This is a genomic window from Corynebacterium sp. KPL4015 (assembly GCF_040225725.1).
GTDB lineage: Bacteria > Actinomycetota > Actinomycetes > Mycobacteriales > Mycobacteriaceae > Corynebacterium > Corynebacterium rhinophilum.
The window spans coordinates 40,620-57,561 of the sequence record NZ_JBEHGF010000010.1; the positions used below are offsets into that span (position 1 = coordinate 40,620).

Annotated in this window: 19 protein-coding genes; 4 read left to right on the top strand and 15 right to left on the bottom strand. The window is 60.8% G+C overall.

Annotation, left to right across the window (positions count from 1 at the left end; all coding sequences use genetic code 11):
* Window positions 1–23: 23 nt before the first annotated feature.
* On the top strand, window positions 24–395 hold the full coding sequence (locus tag ABRP64_RS05430) for a DUF5319 domain-containing protein (RefSeq protein ID WP_349865729.1): 372 nt from the start codon (window positions 24–26) through the stop codon (window positions 393–395).
* Between the two features lie 25 nt (window positions 396–420).
* Here ABRP64_RS05430 and ABRP64_RS05435 read toward each other — a convergent pair whose 3' ends face one another.
* On the bottom strand, window positions 421–1,179 hold the full coding sequence (locus tag ABRP64_RS05435) for a PTS lactose/cellobiose transporter subunit IIA (RefSeq protein WP_284770154.1): 759 nt from the start codon (window positions 1,177–1,179) through the stop codon (window positions 421–423).
* Window positions 1,180–1,243: 64 nt separating this feature from the next.
* Window positions 1,244–1,816 carry a sigma-70 family RNA polymerase sigma factor gene (locus ABRP64_RS05440; protein ID WP_284770155.1) on the bottom strand — a complete coding sequence of 191 codons (573 nt, stop codon included), beginning with the start codon at window positions 1,814–1,816 and terminating at the stop codon, window positions 1,244–1,246.
* 420 nt (window positions 1,817–2,236) lie between these two features.
* Here ABRP64_RS05440 and ABRP64_RS05445 point away from each other — a divergent pair, with 420 nt between their 5' ends.
* The gene (locus tag ABRP64_RS05445; protein WP_284770156.1) at window positions 2,237–2,533 is read left to right on the top strand and encodes a WhiB family transcriptional regulator; all 297 of its coding nucleotides are present in this window, start codon (window positions 2,237–2,239) and stop codon (window positions 2,531–2,533) included.
* 371 nt (window positions 2,534–2,904) lie between these two features.
* Here the strand turns inward: ABRP64_RS05445 and groL are convergent, their stop codons facing one another.
* From groL to ABRP64_RS05470, 5 genes are all read right to left on the bottom strand, one after another.
* Complete coding sequence (groL, locus tag ABRP64_RS05450; RefSeq protein ID WP_284809097.1) at window positions 2,905–4,530, bottom strand: chaperonin GroEL; 1,626 nt, start codon at window positions 4,528–4,530, stop codon at window positions 2,905–2,907.
* A 9-nt stretch (window positions 4,531–4,539) separates the two neighbouring features.
* Window positions 4,540–4,833 (bottom strand): co-chaperone GroES, encoded by a 294-nt coding sequence (gene groES, locus ABRP64_RS05455; protein ID WP_005277188.1) that lies wholly within the window; start codon window positions 4,831–4,833, stop codon window positions 4,540–4,542.
* 176 nt (window positions 4,834–5,009) lie between these two features.
* Window positions 5,010–6,266, bottom strand: a complete 1,257-nt coding sequence (locus ABRP64_RS05460) for an ATP-binding protein (protein ID WP_349865731.1) — start codon at window positions 6,264–6,266, stop codon at window positions 5,010–5,012.
* 91 nt (window positions 6,267–6,357) lie between these two features.
* Entirely contained in the window at window positions 6,358–7,617 is a 1,260-nt protein-coding gene (locus tag ABRP64_RS05465; protein ID WP_284770158.1) for an FtsX-like permease family protein, read from the bottom strand.
* Entirely contained in the window at window positions 7,601–8,206 is a 606-nt protein-coding gene (locus ABRP64_RS05470) for an ABC transporter ATP-binding protein (RefSeq protein WP_349865733.1), read from the bottom strand. Before ABRP64_RS05470 ends, ABRP64_RS05465 begins: the two co-directional genes overlap by 17 nt.
* 112 nt (window positions 8,207–8,318) lie before the next feature.
* Between ABRP64_RS05470 and ABRP64_RS05475 the strand changes: the two genes are divergently transcribed.
* Both ABRP64_RS05475 and ABRP64_RS05480 read left to right on the top strand, forming a co-directional pair.
* A complete protein-coding gene (locus ABRP64_RS05475) occupies window positions 8,319–9,515 on the top strand; it encodes a sensor histidine kinase (RefSeq protein ID WP_349865735.1) in 1,197 nt (398 codons plus the stop codon).
* Window positions 9,512–10,147 carry a response regulator gene (locus tag ABRP64_RS05480; RefSeq protein WP_349865736.1) on the top strand — a complete coding sequence of 212 codons (636 nt, stop codon included), beginning with the start codon at window positions 9,512–9,514 and terminating at the stop codon, window positions 10,145–10,147. Before ABRP64_RS05475 ends, ABRP64_RS05480 begins: the two co-directional genes overlap by 4 nt.
* 9 nt (window positions 10,148–10,156) lie before the next feature.
* Here the strand turns inward: ABRP64_RS05480 and ABRP64_RS05485 are convergent, their stop codons facing one another.
* From ABRP64_RS05485 to alr, 8 genes are all read right to left on the bottom strand, one after another.
* Entirely contained in the window at window positions 10,157–10,585 is a 429-nt protein-coding gene (locus tag ABRP64_RS05485; protein ID WP_284770162.1) for a hypothetical protein, read from the bottom strand.
* Window positions 10,586–10,676: 91 nt separating this feature from the next.
* Window positions 10,677–11,720 carry a tRNA (adenosine(37)-N6)-threonylcarbamoyltransferase complex transferase subunit TsaD gene (gene tsaD, locus ABRP64_RS05490; RefSeq protein ID WP_284770163.1) on the bottom strand — a complete coding sequence of 348 codons (1,044 nt, stop codon included), beginning with the start codon at window positions 11,718–11,720 and terminating at the stop codon, window positions 10,677–10,679.
* Window positions 11,720–12,241, bottom strand: a complete 522-nt coding sequence (rimI, locus tag ABRP64_RS05495) for a ribosomal protein S18-alanine N-acetyltransferase (RefSeq protein ID WP_284770164.1) — start codon at window positions 12,239–12,241, stop codon at window positions 11,720–11,722. Before rimI ends, tsaD begins: the two co-directional genes overlap by 1 nt.
* Window positions 12,238–12,930 (bottom strand): tRNA (adenosine(37)-N6)-threonylcarbamoyltransferase complex dimerization subunit type 1 TsaB, encoded by a 693-nt coding sequence (gene tsaB / locus ABRP64_RS05500; protein ID WP_284852065.1) that lies wholly within the window; start codon window positions 12,928–12,930, stop codon window positions 12,238–12,240. Before tsaB ends, rimI begins: the two co-directional genes overlap by 4 nt.
* Window positions 12,930–13,439, bottom strand: a complete 510-nt coding sequence (locus ABRP64_RS05505; RefSeq protein ID WP_284770166.1) for a hypothetical protein — start codon at window positions 13,437–13,439, stop codon at window positions 12,930–12,932. The genes tsaB and ABRP64_RS05505 overlap by 1 nt, the downstream gene beginning before the upstream one ends.
* A 174-nt stretch (window positions 13,440–13,613) precedes the next feature.
* Window positions 13,614–15,203 (bottom strand): aspartate:alanine exchanger family transporter, encoded by a 1,590-nt coding sequence (locus tag ABRP64_RS05510; protein ID WP_349865738.1) that lies wholly within the window; start codon window positions 15,201–15,203, stop codon window positions 13,614–13,616.
* An 88-nt stretch (window positions 15,204–15,291) separates the two neighbouring features.
* On the bottom strand, window positions 15,292–15,792 hold the full coding sequence (gene tsaE / locus ABRP64_RS05515) for a tRNA (adenosine(37)-N6)-threonylcarbamoyltransferase complex ATPase subunit type 1 TsaE (protein ID WP_349865740.1): 501 nt from the start codon (window positions 15,790–15,792) through the stop codon (window positions 15,292–15,294).
* Window positions 15,782–16,879: an alanine racemase gene (gene alr, locus ABRP64_RS05520; protein ID WP_349865742.1), complete on the bottom strand. Its 1,098-nt coding sequence runs from the start codon at window positions 16,877–16,879 to the stop codon at window positions 15,782–15,784. The genes tsaE and alr overlap by 11 nt, the downstream gene beginning before the upstream one ends.
* Window positions 16,880–16,942: the final 63 nt, after the last annotated feature.

Here is a 16,942-nt window from a genome sequence, read left to right on the forward strand (position 1 = left end):
GCAAGTTCAATAGGCTCGCAGGCGTGAACTTCTTCGCCAATATGCCCCGCGATCCTTTTGCAGACGATCCGAATGACCCTGCGTCCTTCCTGGAGGAGGACGAGCAGGTCATGCCGCTTTCCGATGAAGACCGCCTCGCCCTCATCCACGATCTCGCTCGGGTAGAGATATTCGCAAGTGTGCTCGGCCCACGCGGGATCGATGGCATCTTCTTCTTGTGTGAAGACTGCCAGGAAAACCACTTCTACGAGTGGGACATTATGGCCGCCAATATGCGCGCCACGCTGGCGGGCGAGCTCGCCCCAGTGCACGAACCGGGGGCAGAGCCCGACCCGCGCCGCTACGTGCCGTGGGACTACGCGCTGGGCTACGTCGACGGCCTAGAAAACCGCTAGGGCGTGTAAGTCACCGCCCTCGTTATTACTCGGCGCCCGCCCCCAACTGAATGGTTGTGGTGGGTGCTTCTTCGGGCTCGCGCGTCTCCGGCTGCGGATTCGCCGGCGCCTGCTCCGTTACCACCACGGTTGAGGTCTCGTACTGCGTTTCCGTTACGGTTTTTGGTGCTGGCTCGGGGTTATCCTGCGGCTTTTGGCCCGGCGCGGTCTCAGTAGCAGTTTCCGTCACGGTTTTCGTCTTCGGACGGGCAGGACGCTTCTTTTCGGCTTCCTCTTTGGCAGCGATGGCATTTTCTTCTTTGCCCTCAGCCTCTTCAAGCTTGGAGCGGGCTTCCTTCATAAGCTCGCGCGCGCCTTCGAAATCTCCCTCTGCCGCGCGGGATTCCATCTCATCTAAGGTGCCGGCCAGCTCCACGTTGCGGGTCTCATCCGGCCTATCAAACACGCCAGAATTAACCATGACCCCGCCCGCACCGGCGAGGATGACGGTGGCGGCGGCCGCGCCGATAAGTCCGTGCATCACGGGGCGATTGCGCCGACGAGACCGCGCCTTATCGAGACTAATGACTTCTGGTTCTTCCTCTGCCCCGTCCACGCGCGGGGCTGGCGGCATCTGCTTATCGATGTCCCCCTTCAGCCCTAGCAACAACCCAGCGAGCTCATCGCTGCCGTTGGAGGGGTCTTTGCCCTGCGACAGCTCGGTGAGGAATGCATCATCATCTACCAAGGGCTGGAGCTGCTCCGTCAGGTCATCGTTATTCTTTTTGGAGTGTTTGGAGGCCATGATGGTTTCTGTCCCTCCTTCCTTTCTGAAGGTTTACGCGTGTCTCTAGAGCGGGGTTGTGGCTTTAGCCCTCAGTGGCTAGTTGTTGCCCAAGGGCCTTTCGCAATTGTGCGAGAGCTCGGTGTTGTGCGACGCGAACCGCACCCGGGGTAGACCCCACGATATCGGCGGTTTCTTCTGCCGAAAGACCAACGAACACGCGCAAAATAACGATGTTTTTTGCCTTGTCACTTAAGGTATCGAGCAACGCGCGCATTCTGTTACTACCGTCATTTTCCAGCGCCCATTCCTCGGGAGTCGCCTCGTTCGCGGTGCTTTCTGGAAGCTCTTCGGTGGGTGTAGAGCGGTCGCGACCCATGGCGCGGTGGGCATCGGTGACCTTATTAAAAGCGATGCCGTAGACATAGGCCATAAACGGCCGGCCTTTATCTTCATAGGAATCGATAGAGGTAGCGACGGCGAGGCAGATTTCTTGGGTCACGTCTTCCGCAGTGGGCTGGCGCCCGCCACCGATGCGCGCGCGGCAATAACGCAGCACCTGCGGATGAATAATTTGCAGGATAGATTGCAGTGCGCGGCGGCTACCACCAGCGGCCAGCGGAACGAGATCCGCTAGCTCTTTATCCTTATCGCTCACGAGTGTACCCTCTGCAGACTATTAAATCGATATTCAACCATATTTCCTCTGGGGCAGGGAGCGCAAAGGGACAACTGCGTTGCACACCTCCGCCTCGGCACTGCCCTTGCTTGGCGATGCCCCAGCAAGGAAAAACACCACCAAGAAACCCGCGCCCAGCGGTTGTACCTGCTTTGAAGGCGGGTTTATGGCCCCTGCACAATAGAAAGAGGAAAATTCATAATTCGTTAACCTTAGTCATTATTGCAGGTAAATGGGCGCTAACGAGTCCCATAAATAGATACAATACCTAGAAGTTAAATACTAGTAACCCTTTGTTTACCAAGACGCGACACACTACAAATCGTTGCGGTTCGCGGATGACTCTCCACCGGCCGCCAGCGTAAGAATTCTCGTCCTGTTATAAGGAGATTAAGAAACGTGTCTCAGTCCAAGTCTCTTCTCGGACCTACTGCAGATGTATGGGATTGGCAGTTGCAAGGTGCGTGCCGCGGTGAAAACTCGGACGTTTTTTACCATCCAGACGGAGAGCGTGGCCGAGCCCGCGCCCAGCGCGAAAACCGCGCCAAGGCCATCTGCAATTCCTGCCCGGTTATCGAGCTGTGCCGCGAGCACGCCCTGCGTTCAGCCGAACCGTATGGCGTCTGGGGCGGCATGAGCGAGTCTGAGCGCGTGGTGGCGCTGCGCAAGCGTCGCCGCACAACGGTCAACGTTTAACCCAAAATTAAAGTTAGCGCGCAAAGTCCACACACCGCGTTCGCGGCGGGCGGGAGTCCGGGGTTCCGAATTAGCCCTGCGTAGCAAGCGCCTGCTGCAAATAACGCCCCGTGAGGGACGCCTTCGAGCCCGCTAAGCCCTGGGGTGTGCCGCTAAAGACGAGGCAGCCTCCGGCTGAGGAGGAACCCTAAGCTTGGCACCTTTTGTGAACTAGCCTCTCCCCTGCCGCCGCTGGCGGCTAAAAAGGTCTACCGTGGCATCGCACGGGTTATGTTCCCGCGTGCTTTACGTATAAGCCAGAAGCCCGCCGCAAGCCTCCCCAATAAGACGGGGAAGGTGCGGCGGGCTCTGAGCTAAATACAGCGCAGGAATTAGTGGTGGTGATGGCCGTGGCCGTGATCGGCCTCAGCGTTGTCTTCTTCCTGCGGCTTTTCCACAACGGATGCCTCGGTGGTAAGAACCATGCGGGCAACGGAGGTGGCATTGACCACTGCGGAGTGGGTGACCTTCACGGGATCGATGATCCCGTTATCGATAAGGTTGCCGTACTCCAGGGAGTTGGCGTTAAAGCCTTCACCGTTGGCCATCTCAGATACGCGGGAGACAATGACGGAGCCATCGAGGCCTGCGTTTTCTGCGATCCAGAATGCCGGGCGGGTCAGGGCGCGGGCGACGGCGAGAACGCCGACCTTAGCCTCGCCCTCGAAGTCCTGGGCAAAGGACTCGAGTTCCTTGGAGATCTGCACCAGCACGGAGCCGCCGCCGGCGATGACGCCTTCTTCCACGGCCGCGCGGGCGGCGTTGATGGCGTCCTCGACGCGCAGCTTGCGCTCGTTGACCTCGGTCTCGGTTGCGGCACCGACGCGGATAACGGCGACGCCGCCGGAGAGCTTGGCCAAGCGCTCCTCGAGCTTTTCCTTATCCCAGGTGGAATCGGTGCGGGCGATTTCGCCGCGGATCTGTTCACGGCGATCGTCGAGGGCTGCGGCGCTGCCGCCGCCATCGACAAGCACGGTGTCTTCCTTGGTGATGGTCACGCGGCGTGCGGAACCCAGCACCTCGAGGCCGACCTCGTTCAGGTTGACGCCCACCTCAGGGTCCACCACGGTGGCGCCGGTAACCACGGCCAGGTCATCCATGAAGCCCTTACGGCGCTCGCCAAAGTACGGTGCCTTTACGGCAGCAACCTTCAGGACCTTGCGGATGGAGTTGACCACGAGCGCCTGCAGCGGCTCGCCCTCGACGTCTTCCGCGATGATGAGGGTCGGGCGGTTGGTTTCTGCAATCTTTTCCAGCAGCGGCAAGAAGTCCGGCAGGGAAGAAATCTTGTTGCGGACGAGCAAAATGGCGGCATCGTCAAGCACGGCGTGGTTGGTCTCTTCCTCCGTAGCGAAGTACGGGGAAAGGTAGCCCTTGTCAAAGGAAATACCTTCGGTGACATCCACGGTGGAGTCCATGGTCTGGGACTCCTCGACGGTGACGACGCCGTCCTTGCCCACCTTTTCCATGGCGCCGGCCACCATCTCGCCGACCTCCGGATCGCGGGAGGACACGGTAGCTACCTGCGCGATTTCGGAGGCGGAGTTAACCGGGGTGGCGCGTGCCTTAAGCTCCTCGACGGCCTTTTCCGCCGCTGCGGAGATGCCGCGGTTGAGCTCAATCGGGTTAGCGCCGGCTGCAACGTTGCGCAGGCCCTCAAAGATGAGCGCCTGGGCCAGCAAGGTCGCGGTGGTGGTGCCGTCGCCGGCGATGTCGTTGGTCTTGACCGCTACGGACTTAACCAGCTGGGCGCCGAGGTTCTCGAAGGGCTCCTCGACATCGATATCGCGGGCGATGGTCACGCCGTCATTGGTAACGGTCGGGCCACCGAAGGCCTTGGACAAGACGACGTTGCGGCCGCGCGGGCCGAGGGTGACCTTGACGGCATCAGCCAGCGTATCGACGCCGCGCTGAATTCCCTCGCGGGCTTCTTGGTCGAATGCAATAAGCTTTGCCATAAGTAGTTCCTACTTCTCGATGATGGCGAGGATGTCGCGCTGGCTCAGCAGCAAGTACTCTTCGCCGTCGTACTTCAGCTCGGTGCCGCCGTAGCGGGAGAAGACAACGGTGTCGCCTTCCTTAACGTCCATGGGGATGCGGTCATCGTCATCTTCCCAGCGGCCCGGGCCGACGGCGATAACGGTTGCTTCCTGCGGCTTTTCCTTTGCGGAGTCCGGGATAACCAGGCCGGATGCGGTGGTGGATTCTGCTTCTACGATCTGTACGAGGACGCGGTCCTCAAGCGGCTTAATAGTTGCCATGATGTTTCCTCCGTATTGTTCGTTTGCGCACCTTAATGGCGCGCGCGTGCCGGTTGTGGATGTCCAGCACAGCCGTCGTCGCGGGTGAACAACTGTGGGTCAAACAACCTGATTAGCACTCTACCCTCGTGACTGCTAACCCTCAACAACGACGCGACCCCCGTTGCTGGGCCGCGCTACGGCGCCAAGTGCGTCAGGGACACCACGCGTACCCCGCTCGGATGCCGAAAGCTCAGGTTTCCTCCCGTCACGATCATCAAGACGGGCGGGACCTCCCATTCAAAGCGTTCTGCGAAGGCCTGCAAATTGCTTACCGCCTTCTCAATGATCTCTTGGCTTTGCCCCAATTTAATTTCTACGAAAACGGTCCTGCCCGCCAGCTCAAATACCGCATCCACTTCCAACCCAGAGGCATCACGGGCGTGAAAAATACGCTTCCCGCTTAGCACTGCCAGGTCATGGACAACTTGGGATTCAAAAAGCTGCCCGACAAAGGCAAGGTTGCGCAGCAACTTGTCTGGGGACGCGTCCACGGCAGCAGCCGCCAACGCCGGATCCGCCAGATGCCTCTTCGGTGCCGTTCGCAGGCTAGCCCGGGAGCGAAGATGGGAGGACCATGCCAATTGTTCTTCCACGATGAAGATGCGCTGCAACGCAGCAAGGTACTCGCTGACCGTAGCCCTTTGCGCGCCAATATCGGTAGCAATAGAAGAAATGGACTGTTCTGTGGCTACCCCACGGGCAAGCGAACGAATAAGTGTCGTTACTTTTACCGGATCCCTTCGCACACCATCGGCGGCATTGATATCCACGTGGGCCACAGTATCGATATAACTGCGCAGATTCTCCTGCGCCGCCTCAACGGAAAAATTCCGGTTTGCGGGCCAGCCTCCGTGCGCCATGCGCTCGATAATCCCTGCAACATCTACAACCGTCTCCCCATTCGACTGGGGGGATTCCTGAGCTACCAATTCGGCTAATGATACTGCGCCATTAGAATGCCCCGACTCATAAAAACTGAAGGTCTTCATCCGCAGCCTGGCTATGCGCCCCGCACCCGAGTGTCTGGATTGTTCCTCCATTGGCGCAGTCGACCCAGTAAGAATGAACTGCCCAGGCGCTTGCCGACGGTCAATCTCATGCCGCACCAAGTTCCACAACTGCGGTTTTTCTTGCCACTCATCAAAAACTCGCGGCGTATCCCCCTCCAACGCCAAATCCGGAACGGTGCTGAGCTGCATGTCGAGATTTAAATCCGTATCCACTTGGACGAGACTGCCCGCAATTTGCCGTGCGGTCGCGGATTTCCCACAGCCCTTTGGGCCTTCTATCAACACTCCACCGGATCGCTGCAGGACTCCATGAAGCCGCGAATCCTCTACTCGCGGGAGATAAACATAGCCTTCTTGACCAGTCATTTTAAACCCATCCATCAGTTTGAGCGCGTTTTACCCATCAGAATATCAGAGTTTTGCCCATCAGTTTGAGCGCGTTTTACCCATCAGAATATCGGCGATTCATCCATCAGTTTGTGCGGATCTGGGCGGTTGAGCGCAGAAATCCCGCGAGAATGAGCTTGACGGCGCACAGCGCGAGAAACATGGCGCCAAAAATTAGGCCGAACGGCGCCCACCACACCCCGGCGAGGCCCTCCCACAGCGCGCCCATCCCGGAATGAGAATCGGGATGCAGCAGCTGGTTGAGCAGCATCACTACCGTTGCGCTCAAGGCAATGACTATCGCCGCAGCGGTAACGGTCAGGCAAAAGGCCTCTCCCACCTGCACCCGTGCCCACGCCGCCGGTGAGGCGCCGGCCAACCGCAGGCCGCGTACATCGCTAGCGATGCGCGAGCGCATAATGAGTGAGGTCAACACCGCACCAACGATGCTCGGGGCAACGACTGGGCCGAGAAATGCCGCGAAGACTCGCCCCGATGACAAGGTATCGAGGCTTTCCGTACCTTTGAGCATCATCACCCCAGAGCCCACTGCAACGATCAGGCCACCGAGCAATACCCACGGCACGATATGAGGCACTGAGAAGCGGCGGCGCACCCGCACATTGGCCCCGGCGATGCCGCACAGGCGCGTCCATTGGTCCAGGGCGGGCATAAGCCACGGCGTCATGAGTGCCACCAGGATGACCAGCCCCATGGAAGCGGCGAGGCTATCGCCAGGATCTTCTATCTGCAGGCAGCCGTACACGGCACCGCCTACCAAGCCTGCGGCCACGAGGCAGCGCAGCACCACCCACACCGGGCGCGATTCCACCCGCGGGCGAAAGACCCGGCGCAGCGGTATGAGGGCACCGCAAACCGCCGATGCCACACACACGGACACGGCGATGCGGATGACCAGCGGGGTAATGGCCAATTCCGGCATGGGAATCCCGTCGCTGCGAAAGGCCGCGGCCATGGGCTCGACAAACAGGCGCGCCGGGAAGGTCCCGATGAGCGCCGCGATAGCGCTTACGGCACTGACCTGCCCCACGATGAAGCTATTGATCATCCACCCGGGCATGCCAATCATGCGCCACGAGCGGTAGACGGGTTCGCGTTCCTCAATGATCAGCCGCATCTGCGACAGCGTAATCAACACGACGGCGCAGACCGCCATGCCCAGCACGGTACCACCGAGAGGCCCCGTGGGATCATCGTCCGCGTCCGAGGTGGCTACCAGCATCGATACCGCCAGTGCACACGCGGCCGATGAGACCACCATGGTCAGCGCAACGGCAAGCCAGGATAGCCAATTGCTTTGTAAATCCTTAAGCCACACCAGCATGGTTGGCCTCCTGGAGCTCGATAATGCGGTCGGCGGCCTCCGCGGCAAGGTGCGAGTGGGTCACCATGACCACCGCGGCCCCACCCCGTGCGGCGGTGCGGAGATGGGTAAGGACGAGCTCGGCGGTGGCATCGTCAAGCGCGCCCGTGGGCTCATCAGCAAAGATATACGGCGCACCGGCCAGCAAGGCGCGGGCCACGGCAACGCGCTGCTGCTGGCCGCCGGAAAGCTGCGCGGGCAGTCGGCGCTCAAGCCCGTCAAGCCCCAGAGACGCAAAGGTCTTCTGCACCTCGTCGCGGGTGCAGCGCCGGCCAGAAAAGTGCGCGGTCAACGTGGCATTTTTGCGGGCGTTGAGCGATTCCAGCAGGTTATAGTCCTGGAATACGAAGGCGCGCTCCGTGCGGCCCGGCGCATTGACCGTGCCGGAGCTGGGCTTATCCAGCCCGGAGAGCAGGTTCAACAGCGTGGTCTTGCCGCTACCGGATGGCCCCATAATCGCGACAAATTCCCCCGGCTCGATGCTTAAGTTCACCTCGGCGAGTGCGGGATGGGTGCCGTAGCGCTTGCTCAGATTCTGTGCTTTTAACATGCCTCCCATTCCACCGGCCGCATCCCGCACGCGCGATGGGGATAGCTGCCCAGAAAATGGTGGAGCTAACTCTACTGCCACTACCCCGGCGCGGCGGCTAGGCTGAACGGATATGCGAACTGTCAAGGCCAATGGGTGGAGCCTCGTCCTCGGTGTGCTCGCGCTTCCGGGACTGGTGGTCTCCGTACTCATGCTGCCGTGGATTCCGCTGGTAGCCCGCGCTGCGGAGTTTATCGGCCGCTGTGGTGCGAGGTGGATGGGCGTTGATATTCCCCCGCGGCGGGCCAACCGTTGGTTTGATTGGCAGCAGTTTTATCACCTCCTACTGCAGCTTCTTATTTGCGTGGCCTGCTTTGCCAACTGGGTCTTTGTCGGTTTTGTCGCGGGCGTACTGGTTATCGCGCCGTTTATTCCGCAGGCCGAGTTCAACGTCGGCGAGTGGACCACCGATAATCGCCCATTGATTTTTGTCGTGTGCTGGCTCGCGGCCACCGTGCTCTTCGTCCTACTGGTGGTGCTCAACCGCCTGCTGGTCAAGGCCTCTATTTCCCTCACCCGCCTCGCGCTGAGCCCTTCTGCGCAGGAGTTGGCGGCCTCACGCGCCACGCTTATTGATGCCTTTTCGGGCGAGCGCCGCCGCATCGAGCGCGAGCTCCACGACGGTCCCCAGCAGTACCTGACCGCGCTCAAGCTCAACCTGGCAGCGGCCAAGCTGCAGGCCCCGCCCGAGGCTCAGCAGGCGCTTGCCGATGCCGAACACAACGCCACCCATGCCCTATCCGCCCTGCGTGCTACCGTGCGCGGCATTGCACCACAGGTGCTTTTCGATGACGGCCTCATCCCCGCCCTCGATGAGCTCTTGGCCCACAGCGGCCTCGACGCGGAATTGCACGTTGAAGGCGCAGAACGCTCCATTGGGGAAACGACGGCGCTACTGGCCTACCACGCGGTAGCAGAAGCACTAACCAACGCTTCCACCCACGGCGCAGCCACCGCCGCCACCGTGTCCATATCTTTTGGCGACGATCTCCGCGTGAGCGTCCGCGATAATGGCGTCGGTGGCCTCTCCGCAGGAGGAGGCCCTAGCGCGTCCGGCCCCGCGCATTCCCGTGCCGACGTTGGTACCAGCGCCGACACAGGTGACGAAGCGACTAGCGCAAAGACCACCGGGGCGACTGCGGGCACTGGGTTGGCAGGGCTGCACGAGCGGGCAGCGGCACTAGGCGGCAGCGTCGACTTCTTTCCCGCTCACACAGAGGGACAAGGAGCAACCTTAACCATGTCACTACCGCTAAAGGAGGCCCGATGAAACTCTTATTGGCAGAGGACTCTGCCCTTTTGCGCGCCGGGCTAGAACAGCTTTTAACGGCACTGGGCCATAGTGTGACCGCCGTCAACGATGCGGAGGAATTGCGTGCCTGCGCGGGCGCCGATGACTTCGATCTGATCATTAGCGATGTCCGCATGCCGCCCACCATGAGCGATGATGGGCTGCGCGCCGTGCACGATGTGCGGGCGGCAGACCCGTCGCAGCCGGTGGTCGTGCTCAGCCAGTACGTGGCGGCGAGCTACTTGGACCGGCTTTTAGAGCACGGCGGATTCGGCTACCTGCTCAAAGAGCGCGTATCCGATGTGGACGAATTCGTGCACACCCTCGAGGAAGTGGCGGGCGGCGGTACCGTCGTCGACCCAGAGGTGGTCACCGCCCTGCTATCCGCGCGGCGCACGGGGCTGAGCCAATTAACCGCCCGTGAACGCGAGGTTTTAGGGCTCATGGCACAAGGTTTGAGCAATCAAGAAATTGAAGACGCGCTGGTATTAACCGCAGGGGCGGTAAGCAAACATGTGTCCAATGTTTTTCTAAAACTCGGGTTTCGTCCCGAAGACGCCAATCGCCGAGTCAAGGCCGTGCTGATGTGGCTGCGCCACACCGAGCGTTAAAAAGGGTGCTTATGCGCTCTTCGTGGAGTTGATGACCGCAGCGCGCCAGAGCGTGTACTCGTCCGAGAAATCCTCGCGGTAGTTTTTCACCGCGCGGATGCCGTGCTCAACGGATGCGATGACCTCGTCGATGTAGTCTTCCTCGCCCTCTGCATCCACGAAGATAACTGGGCCGCTGATAGCGCGGATGGGATCCTGCAAAAAGGCGGAGTTTCCCGTGTCGGCAGCATTGCGGGCCAGGGAAGCAACCGGGTTGGGCTCGGCGCCTTCCTGTTTAGCTTCTGGGTTATACAGCGCGGCGTAGGTCGTGCCGTCATCTTGAAAGACGACGGAGACGCGATCCTCGGTGGTGCCGCCCAAGAACTGGTTGGCGTGTTCTAACTCAAACTCGATTTTTCTGCGAGTGAGATCGGGGTTGACGAGGAAACCAACGGTCATGAGAGAAAGATCCTTTAAAGCGGAGAAGGCGTGAACGCGTTAAACGTTACCGCCGCTTCCCCCCCACCCCGCAGTGCGAGGAAGAAGAACTTTAGGTTAACTGTGGCTCTTCCACATCCATTTGCGTATCGGTGCCAATACCCAGGCTCGACGGCGCAGCCCCCTCATGAATGAGCTGGGCGCCAAGGGCTGCAATCATCACGCCGTTATCGGTGCACAGGTTAAACCGCGGCACGCGCAGCTCCACACCGGCGGCATTGCAACGCTCGGCGGCTAGCTCCCGCAGCCGGGAATTGGCCACGACGCCGCCACCGAGCAACAGCACCTTCGCCCCGGTATCCTCGCAGGCGCGAATGGCCTTGGCGGTGAGTACGTCGGCCACCGCCTCTTGGAACGAGGCGCATACATCCTCCACGGAGATGGTCTCGCCGGCCTTTTCGGCGCGCTCCACATAGCGCGCAACGGAGGTTTTGAGCCCCGAGAAAGAGAAATCATGCCGGTGCTCGCCGCGCAGATCTTCGGCACGCGACATGCCACGGGGAAAATCGATGGTGGGTTTTCCGCGGGCGGCCAACTTATCAATGACCGGCCCGCCCGGATACCCCAGCCCTAGGAGGCGGGAGACTTTGTCGTAGGCTTCACCGGCGGCATCGTCAAGCGTGGAGCCCAATTCGCGCATGGGCTTTCCTACGGCCTCGACCTCGAGCAACTGCGTGTGCCCACCGGAGACCAGCAGGGCGATCGAGTGCGGCAGGCTCTCGCCCTCGAGGTTGGCCACGGCGACGTGCCCGCCAAGGTGGTTGACGCCATAAAAAGGCACGCCCCACGCGGCGGCATAAGCCTTGGCTGCAGAAGCACCCACGAGCAGGGCTCCGGCCAGGCCCGGGCCCACGGTGGCGGCAATGGCATCGGGCTTATCGATGCCCGCCTCCTCCAGCGCCGCCCGCATCACCTGCGGCATGGCCTCCAGGTGCGCACGGGAAGCGATTTCTGGCACGACGCCGCCAAAGCGCGCGTGCTGCTGCATTGACGAAGCAACGGCATTGGCGATGATCTCCATGTGGCCGTCTTGGTCCAGCTCGACAATGCCCACCCCGGTCTCATCGCAGGAGGACTCGATGCCCATGACCTTCATTACTGCTCCTTTGCTTCGCGCTGTCTTGCTTGTGGCGACTGGCCGGGGCGCACCATGACGTGCGCATCCGCGCCAGAAGGCTGATAATAATTGCGGCGAATCCCCTCGATGTTAAAGCCATAGCGCCGGTATAGCTCGATGGCGGGATCGTTTCCCACACGCACCTCTAAGAAGATGGGCGCGCTTTTTAAGTCCGCGATATAGCAAATATTGTCCATCATCATGCGCGCGATGCCGCGGCGCTGGGCCTTTGGATCGACGCCGATGGTGTGGATTTCAAACTCGGGGTCCGCGGCTGGGCCCATCATGCCGATGCCTGCATAGCCCAATAAGACCGGCTCCTGGCCGTCCTCCGGCGCTGCGGGATCGAGGGCGCCTTCCACCCCGAGGTAGAAGTTGAAGGGCTGAGCCATTTCTTGCTTAAATACCGCTTCCGTCCACGGGGTTTCACCGGGAAAAAGCACCTTTTCCAGCTCGGCGCAGCGCGGGGCATCGGCAGGGGTGAGCTCGCGCAGGTTCACAGGCGCACCTCTGGAATGGCCGCGGAAAGCTGCTGCTTTTTGGGAGGAACCGCATCGGGCCGGCGCAGGTACAACGGTACGAATGGCTCCGGATCCGCGTCGAGCCGCGCGACGGCCACCAGGCCCTCTGCGGTGGGCGCGGCTTCGCTGCGTGGCAGCGCAGCGAGTTCCTCCGGCAACCCCTCAGCAAGCTTCTCCGGGATGACCACCTGCGCGATGTCCTGCAGGTCAAGCTCCCCCGGCTTCGAAACGTCCGGACCCACAATGCGTTGTCCCGCGCGGTAGGTGGCCCAATAAATTTCCTTGCGGCGGGCATCGGTAGCAACCAGCGCTGCGTCTGCCGCGTCCCTTTCATCGGCTGCATCGGCCCCCGCTAGCGCGGCGTGCGCGATGGCATCATGGGTGCAGACGCCGTGGAGGGGGATGGAGAGGGCATCGGCAAGCGCCTGCGCCGTGGCCATGCCAACGCGCAAGCCGGTAAAGGGGCCAGGGCCCATGCCCGCAACGATGGCGTCGAGGGTGCCGAGCTCCAGCCCAGCCTCGCTCATCACCTCGAGGATGGTGGGCATGAGCCGTTCATTGTGCGCGCGCGTATCGGCCAGCACGCGCTGTGTTATCTGCCCAGACTCGGTGTCGACTACCCCGGTGACCAGGGCGGTCGTCGCCGTATCAATGGCCAGGACGTGCATTAGCCGACCAGCTTCCACACGCCGTCTTCGCTCTGGAAGGCCAGCGGCTGGGAGCCCTGAACCAGCGGAACCCCGCCGTCGAGCCCGTGACCCTGCTGCTCCATGGCCTTAACCTGGGCGTTGATCATCTCGCAGACCTCAACCTCGGAGGAATCCAATTCCTCTACATAGGGATCAACGTTGTGGCCCAGGGCCATGACGTAGCTCTTGCCCTCAGGGACGACGCCGTCCTCGAAGGTGATGTCATCAGGGTTCGGGGCTGCTTCCTTAACCTTGTCTTCCGCCATGCCGGAGCAGATGAAGCCGATGGCGCTGTAGTCGGCGCCGTAGACATCAGAAGGAATGAGCGACATTACCTCGAGGTTCCGCGGGGCGTGCTGCAAGGTATTGGTGAGGTTTCCCTCCAGGGAATCCTCATCACGCAGGGTAGCCCCGGCAACGAGCACCATCATCACAATGATAAATAGCGCGATAATGGTCGTGGTCAGGTTGCGAGCAAATTTAGTCATGGGGTGAGTAACGCTCCTCGGGTCAAGGGGGTCCTATATGTACATATGGTGAAGTGATTGTCAGTTCTATTACCGAGGCTACTCGGCGGCTAACAAGCACTCACCCACTGGGTAGTGCCTGCCAGTGTAGGCGGCATACCCAGTGGGTGAATAATTAGCGCGGGGCATACGGGGCTAAAGCAATAACAATAACAGCACCTGAGCGGCGATAATCTTGCCAATGATGGTGGTGGGATACACCGTTGCCCAGCCGCGCCCAGCGAGCTCCGTGCCGGTTTGGCCCCGGATATAGGCAAATACTGCCGGGTTCGTGGTCATGCCGGCCGCACAGCCCATGGCCTCGTCCCACTTCAAACGCAGCACTAGCATGCCGATGACGCCGATAAGGATGGCCGATACCAAGGTAATGATAAAGCCAACGCCGATGATGGTCAGCGAGGACGGATCCGTCAGGGCATCGCGGAACGATGCGCCTGCCGATGTCCCCACGCCCGCCAGGAAGAGCGTCAGCCCCAGGTTCGAAAGTGTTTCCCTGGTATGGAAGGGCATCTGCCAATTGATGGGGCCGGTGCGGTTCAGGTAACCGAGGATGAGGCCAACCACGACGGGACCGCCACCAAAGCCCAGCTGCAGGGTCGATCCGCCCGGCATAGGAATGGGGATAAGGCCCAACAACATTCCCAAGGTCAAACCGATGGACATGGACAATAGGTCAGCGTTACCGAGCGCCGATTCGGAATCGCCCAAGTACTTGCGCACCTCGCGCACGTGGTGCGAGCTACACACCACGCGCACGCGGTCGGAGTAATTCAGCACCATATCCGGGTGCGGGACCTCATCGCTATCGCCCTTGCGCACGCGGGCGATAATAAAGCCGTGCTCGAGCGCATCGATATCGCGGATGCGCTTTCCCGCCACCTTCGGGTTCGACACGGTCACACGCTTATATTGCAAGCCCGCCTCTGGGGTGAGCTCGACGGGATATTCCTCACCGAGCACCTCGATGGCACCGGCGACGTCTTTTTCGGAGCCATTAATAAGGAATGCTTCGCCCTTGCGCAGGGGCATATCCGGCTGTGCTAGGCGGTGATTTTCCATATCGGAGATCTCGCGGGTGGCCACCACACTATGTCCGGTTACTTGGTACAGGTGCCCGGCCGTATCCGGGAAGTCTTTGGTTAGCCGCACGCCTTTGGCTACCAGTGGAGCGGGAATCATCCCCTCTTTCTTGGCATCTTCCTCGTGGTCCACCTTGAGAATTTTCGAACCGATGGCGGCGACCAGAATCGCACCGATGACCGCACCCGGGTAAGCCAACGAATAGCCGACGACCGGGGTGGAATTGCCCAGCATATCCACCACCGCTGCCATACCTGGCGTGGACGACAGCGAACCAGCAAACATACCGGCGGCCACATCGGTTTCGAGGCCGAAGACGCGGATGAGCCCAAAACCTACGCCCACGAGCAGCACCAACATGCCGATCATAAAGACGGTCAGCTTCCAGCCGCGGGTAGCAAATTCGCGAACGAACGACGGTCCGAAGTTCAGGCCAATGGCATAAACAAAAATGGCCAAGCCGAATTGATACACCAGCGGAGGAATCTGGATATCCGGATTGGCGGTAGAAAGCCCGAGCGCCACGAACATCGCGGCCGCGGCGCCAAGAGAGATGCCAAAGAATTTGATTTTGCCGATGGCCAAACCAATGGCCATGATGGCAAAAAGGGCGAGCAGAGGACTAGAGGCTAGGAGATCTAACACCCTTCAAGGATCCCGCACCTTAAATACCTAAAGCAACTTGACGCCCTAAGATGTCCATCACTTATACCTTGAAATTAATGAGGCCTAGCTAATCATTGTGTCGCCACGACCAGCTAATGCGGCGCACGTCCTCATCTGCGCTGGCAAACTCCGCCGGTTCGCGGTCGATGCTGACAAAGAGGTACCTATCTGCGATCTGCTCGATGAGGCCGCCGCCCCATTCGGCGACGACGACGGCATCGGCAAGCTCGGTGTCCAAGTCCAAGGCATCCAGCTCCCCCAGGGGATCGCCGGAATTGGCCCCGCCCTCATCCAAGAGGCGGTACGCGTCCACGTGCACCAGGTCCGGTCCCCCAACCCGGGAGCGGTGCACGCGGGCGATGACGAACGTGGGCGAGGTAATCCGGCCCTTGACTTGCATGCCCTGTGCAATCCCCTGCGTAAAGGTGGTTTTTCCCGCGCCCAATGGGCCATCCAGGATAACGACATCGCCAGCTTCTAGTGCGGCGCCCAGTTCCTTACCGCAGGCGTGGGTCTGCTCCACCGTTGCCAGATCGCGGGTTCCAGACTCAGGAAAATTACTGCGCATCGGCCTCTCCTACATACTCGCGTTCGGTGCGGCCGGTGGGCCGGCACACCACTTCATAGTTGATGGTGCCCACGGCATCAGCAAGCTCGGTGGCAGACATGCCACCCTGTCCAAAGATGGTCACCTCATCACCGGGGGCAATACCGTGCGGGTTATCTCCTAGATCCACCACTATTTGGTCCATGCACACCCGGCCTACCTGGGGATAAAGCCGCCCGCCGATGCCCACCTGAAGGTGGCCCTGGTACGCCCGCGGCAGGCCATCGGCATAGCCACAATCCACCGTGGCCAGGAACCCTGGCTTATCCGCGCTCCACGTGCGCCCGTAACTGGTGGCCTCACCCTTATCGATCGGCTTGAGCCCAAAGACGGTTCCGGACCACGTCATTGCAGGGCGCAAGCCATGGTCCCGCCCCGCTATGGGCTCGAGCCCGTAGCACGCGAGGCCGACGCGCACCTGCTCAAAGTGCGCCGACGGGCGCGAGAGCGTGGCCGGCGAATTGGCCAAATGATTAACCGGGCACTCCAGACCCGCCGCGCGCGCCGCATCCAGGGCGCGCCGAAACTCTTCTTCCTGGGCGTCATTATGCGCATTATCCGGATCATCCGCGCAGGCAAAGTGGGACATAAGTCCTAGGACGGTGATATGCGGGGCATCCCGCAGCAGCGCGAAAACCTCATCCCAGTCCGCCTTATCCACCCCGGAGCGGTGCATTCCGGTTTCTACCTTGATATAGACCTCGGCGGGAATCTCTGCCTCTACCAGCTTCTGCGCCTGCGCGGGAGAATTGACTGCTATCTGGATGCCAGAGGCTAGGGCCTCTTCTAGCACCTGATCCGTCTGCCAGATCCATGCCGCGATGGGTGAATCCACACCCATGCGCCGCAGCTGCACTGCTTCTGTCAGCGTGGCGACGCCAATGGAATCCGCCCCCGCCTCCAGCATCACGGGCACGACTCTTTCTACGCCGTGCCCGTAAGCATCCGCCTTCACCACGCACATCAGCTTGACGTCTGGGCCGATCTTCTCCTTAATCAGCCGCACGTTATGCGCGATGGCAGCAAGGTCAATTGTGGTTTTCAGCATGCCACTATTGTGCCACTTTCCACCCGCGCGCTGAATTTACTGCAGATATGGGTAAGACCCCTC

Coding starts and splice junctions, on each gene's coding strand:
- ABRP64_RS05435 (WP_284770154.1), bottom strand. CDS start 1,179: ATGGCCTCCAAACACTCCAAAAAGAATAACGATGACCTGACGGAGCAG.
- groL (WP_284809097.1), bottom strand. CDS start 4,530: ATGGCAAAGCTTATTGCATTCGACCAAGAAGCCCGCGAGGGAATTCAG.
- groES (WP_005277188.1), bottom strand. CDS start 4,833: ATGGCAACTATTAAGCCGCTTGAGGACCGCGTCCTCGTACAGATCGTA.
- ABRP64_RS05460 (WP_349865731.1), bottom strand. CDS start 6,266: ATGGATGGGTTTAAAATGACTGGTCAAGAAGGCTATGTTTATCTCCCG.
- ABRP64_RS05465 (WP_284770158.1), bottom strand. CDS start 7,617: ATGCTGGTGTGGCTTAAGGATTTACAAAGCAATTGGCTATCCTGGCTT.
- ABRP64_RS05470 (WP_349865733.1), bottom strand. CDS start 8,206: ATGTTAAAAGCACAGAATCTGAGCAAGCGCTACGGCACCCATCCCGCA.
- ABRP64_RS05475 (WP_349865735.1), top strand. CDS start 8,319: ATGCGAACTGTCAAGGCCAATGGGTGGAGCCTCGTCCTCGGTGTGCTC.
- ABRP64_RS05480 (WP_349865736.1), top strand. CDS start 9,512: ATGAAACTCTTATTGGCAGAGGACTCTGCCCTTTTGCGCGCCGGGCTA.
- ABRP64_RS05485 (WP_284770162.1), bottom strand. CDS start 10,585: ATGACCGTTGGTTTCCTCGTCAACCCCGATCTCACTCGCAGAAAAATC.
- tsaD (WP_284770163.1), bottom strand. CDS start 11,720: ATGAAGGTCATGGGCATCGAGTCCTCCTGCGATGAGACCGGGGTGGGC.
- tsaB (WP_284852065.1), bottom strand. CDS start 12,930: ATGCACGTCCTGGCCATTGATACGGCGACGACCGCCCTGGTCACCGGG.
- ABRP64_RS05505 (WP_284770166.1), bottom strand. CDS start 13,439: ATGACTAAATTTGCTCGCAACCTGACCACGACCATTATCGCGCTATTT.
- tsaE (WP_349865740.1), bottom strand. CDS start 15,792: ATGCGCAGTAATTTTCCTGAGTCTGGAACCCGCGATCTGGCAACGGTG.
- alr (WP_349865742.1), bottom strand. CDS start 16,879: ATGCTGAAAACCACAATTGACCTTGCTGCCATCGCGCATAACGTGCGG.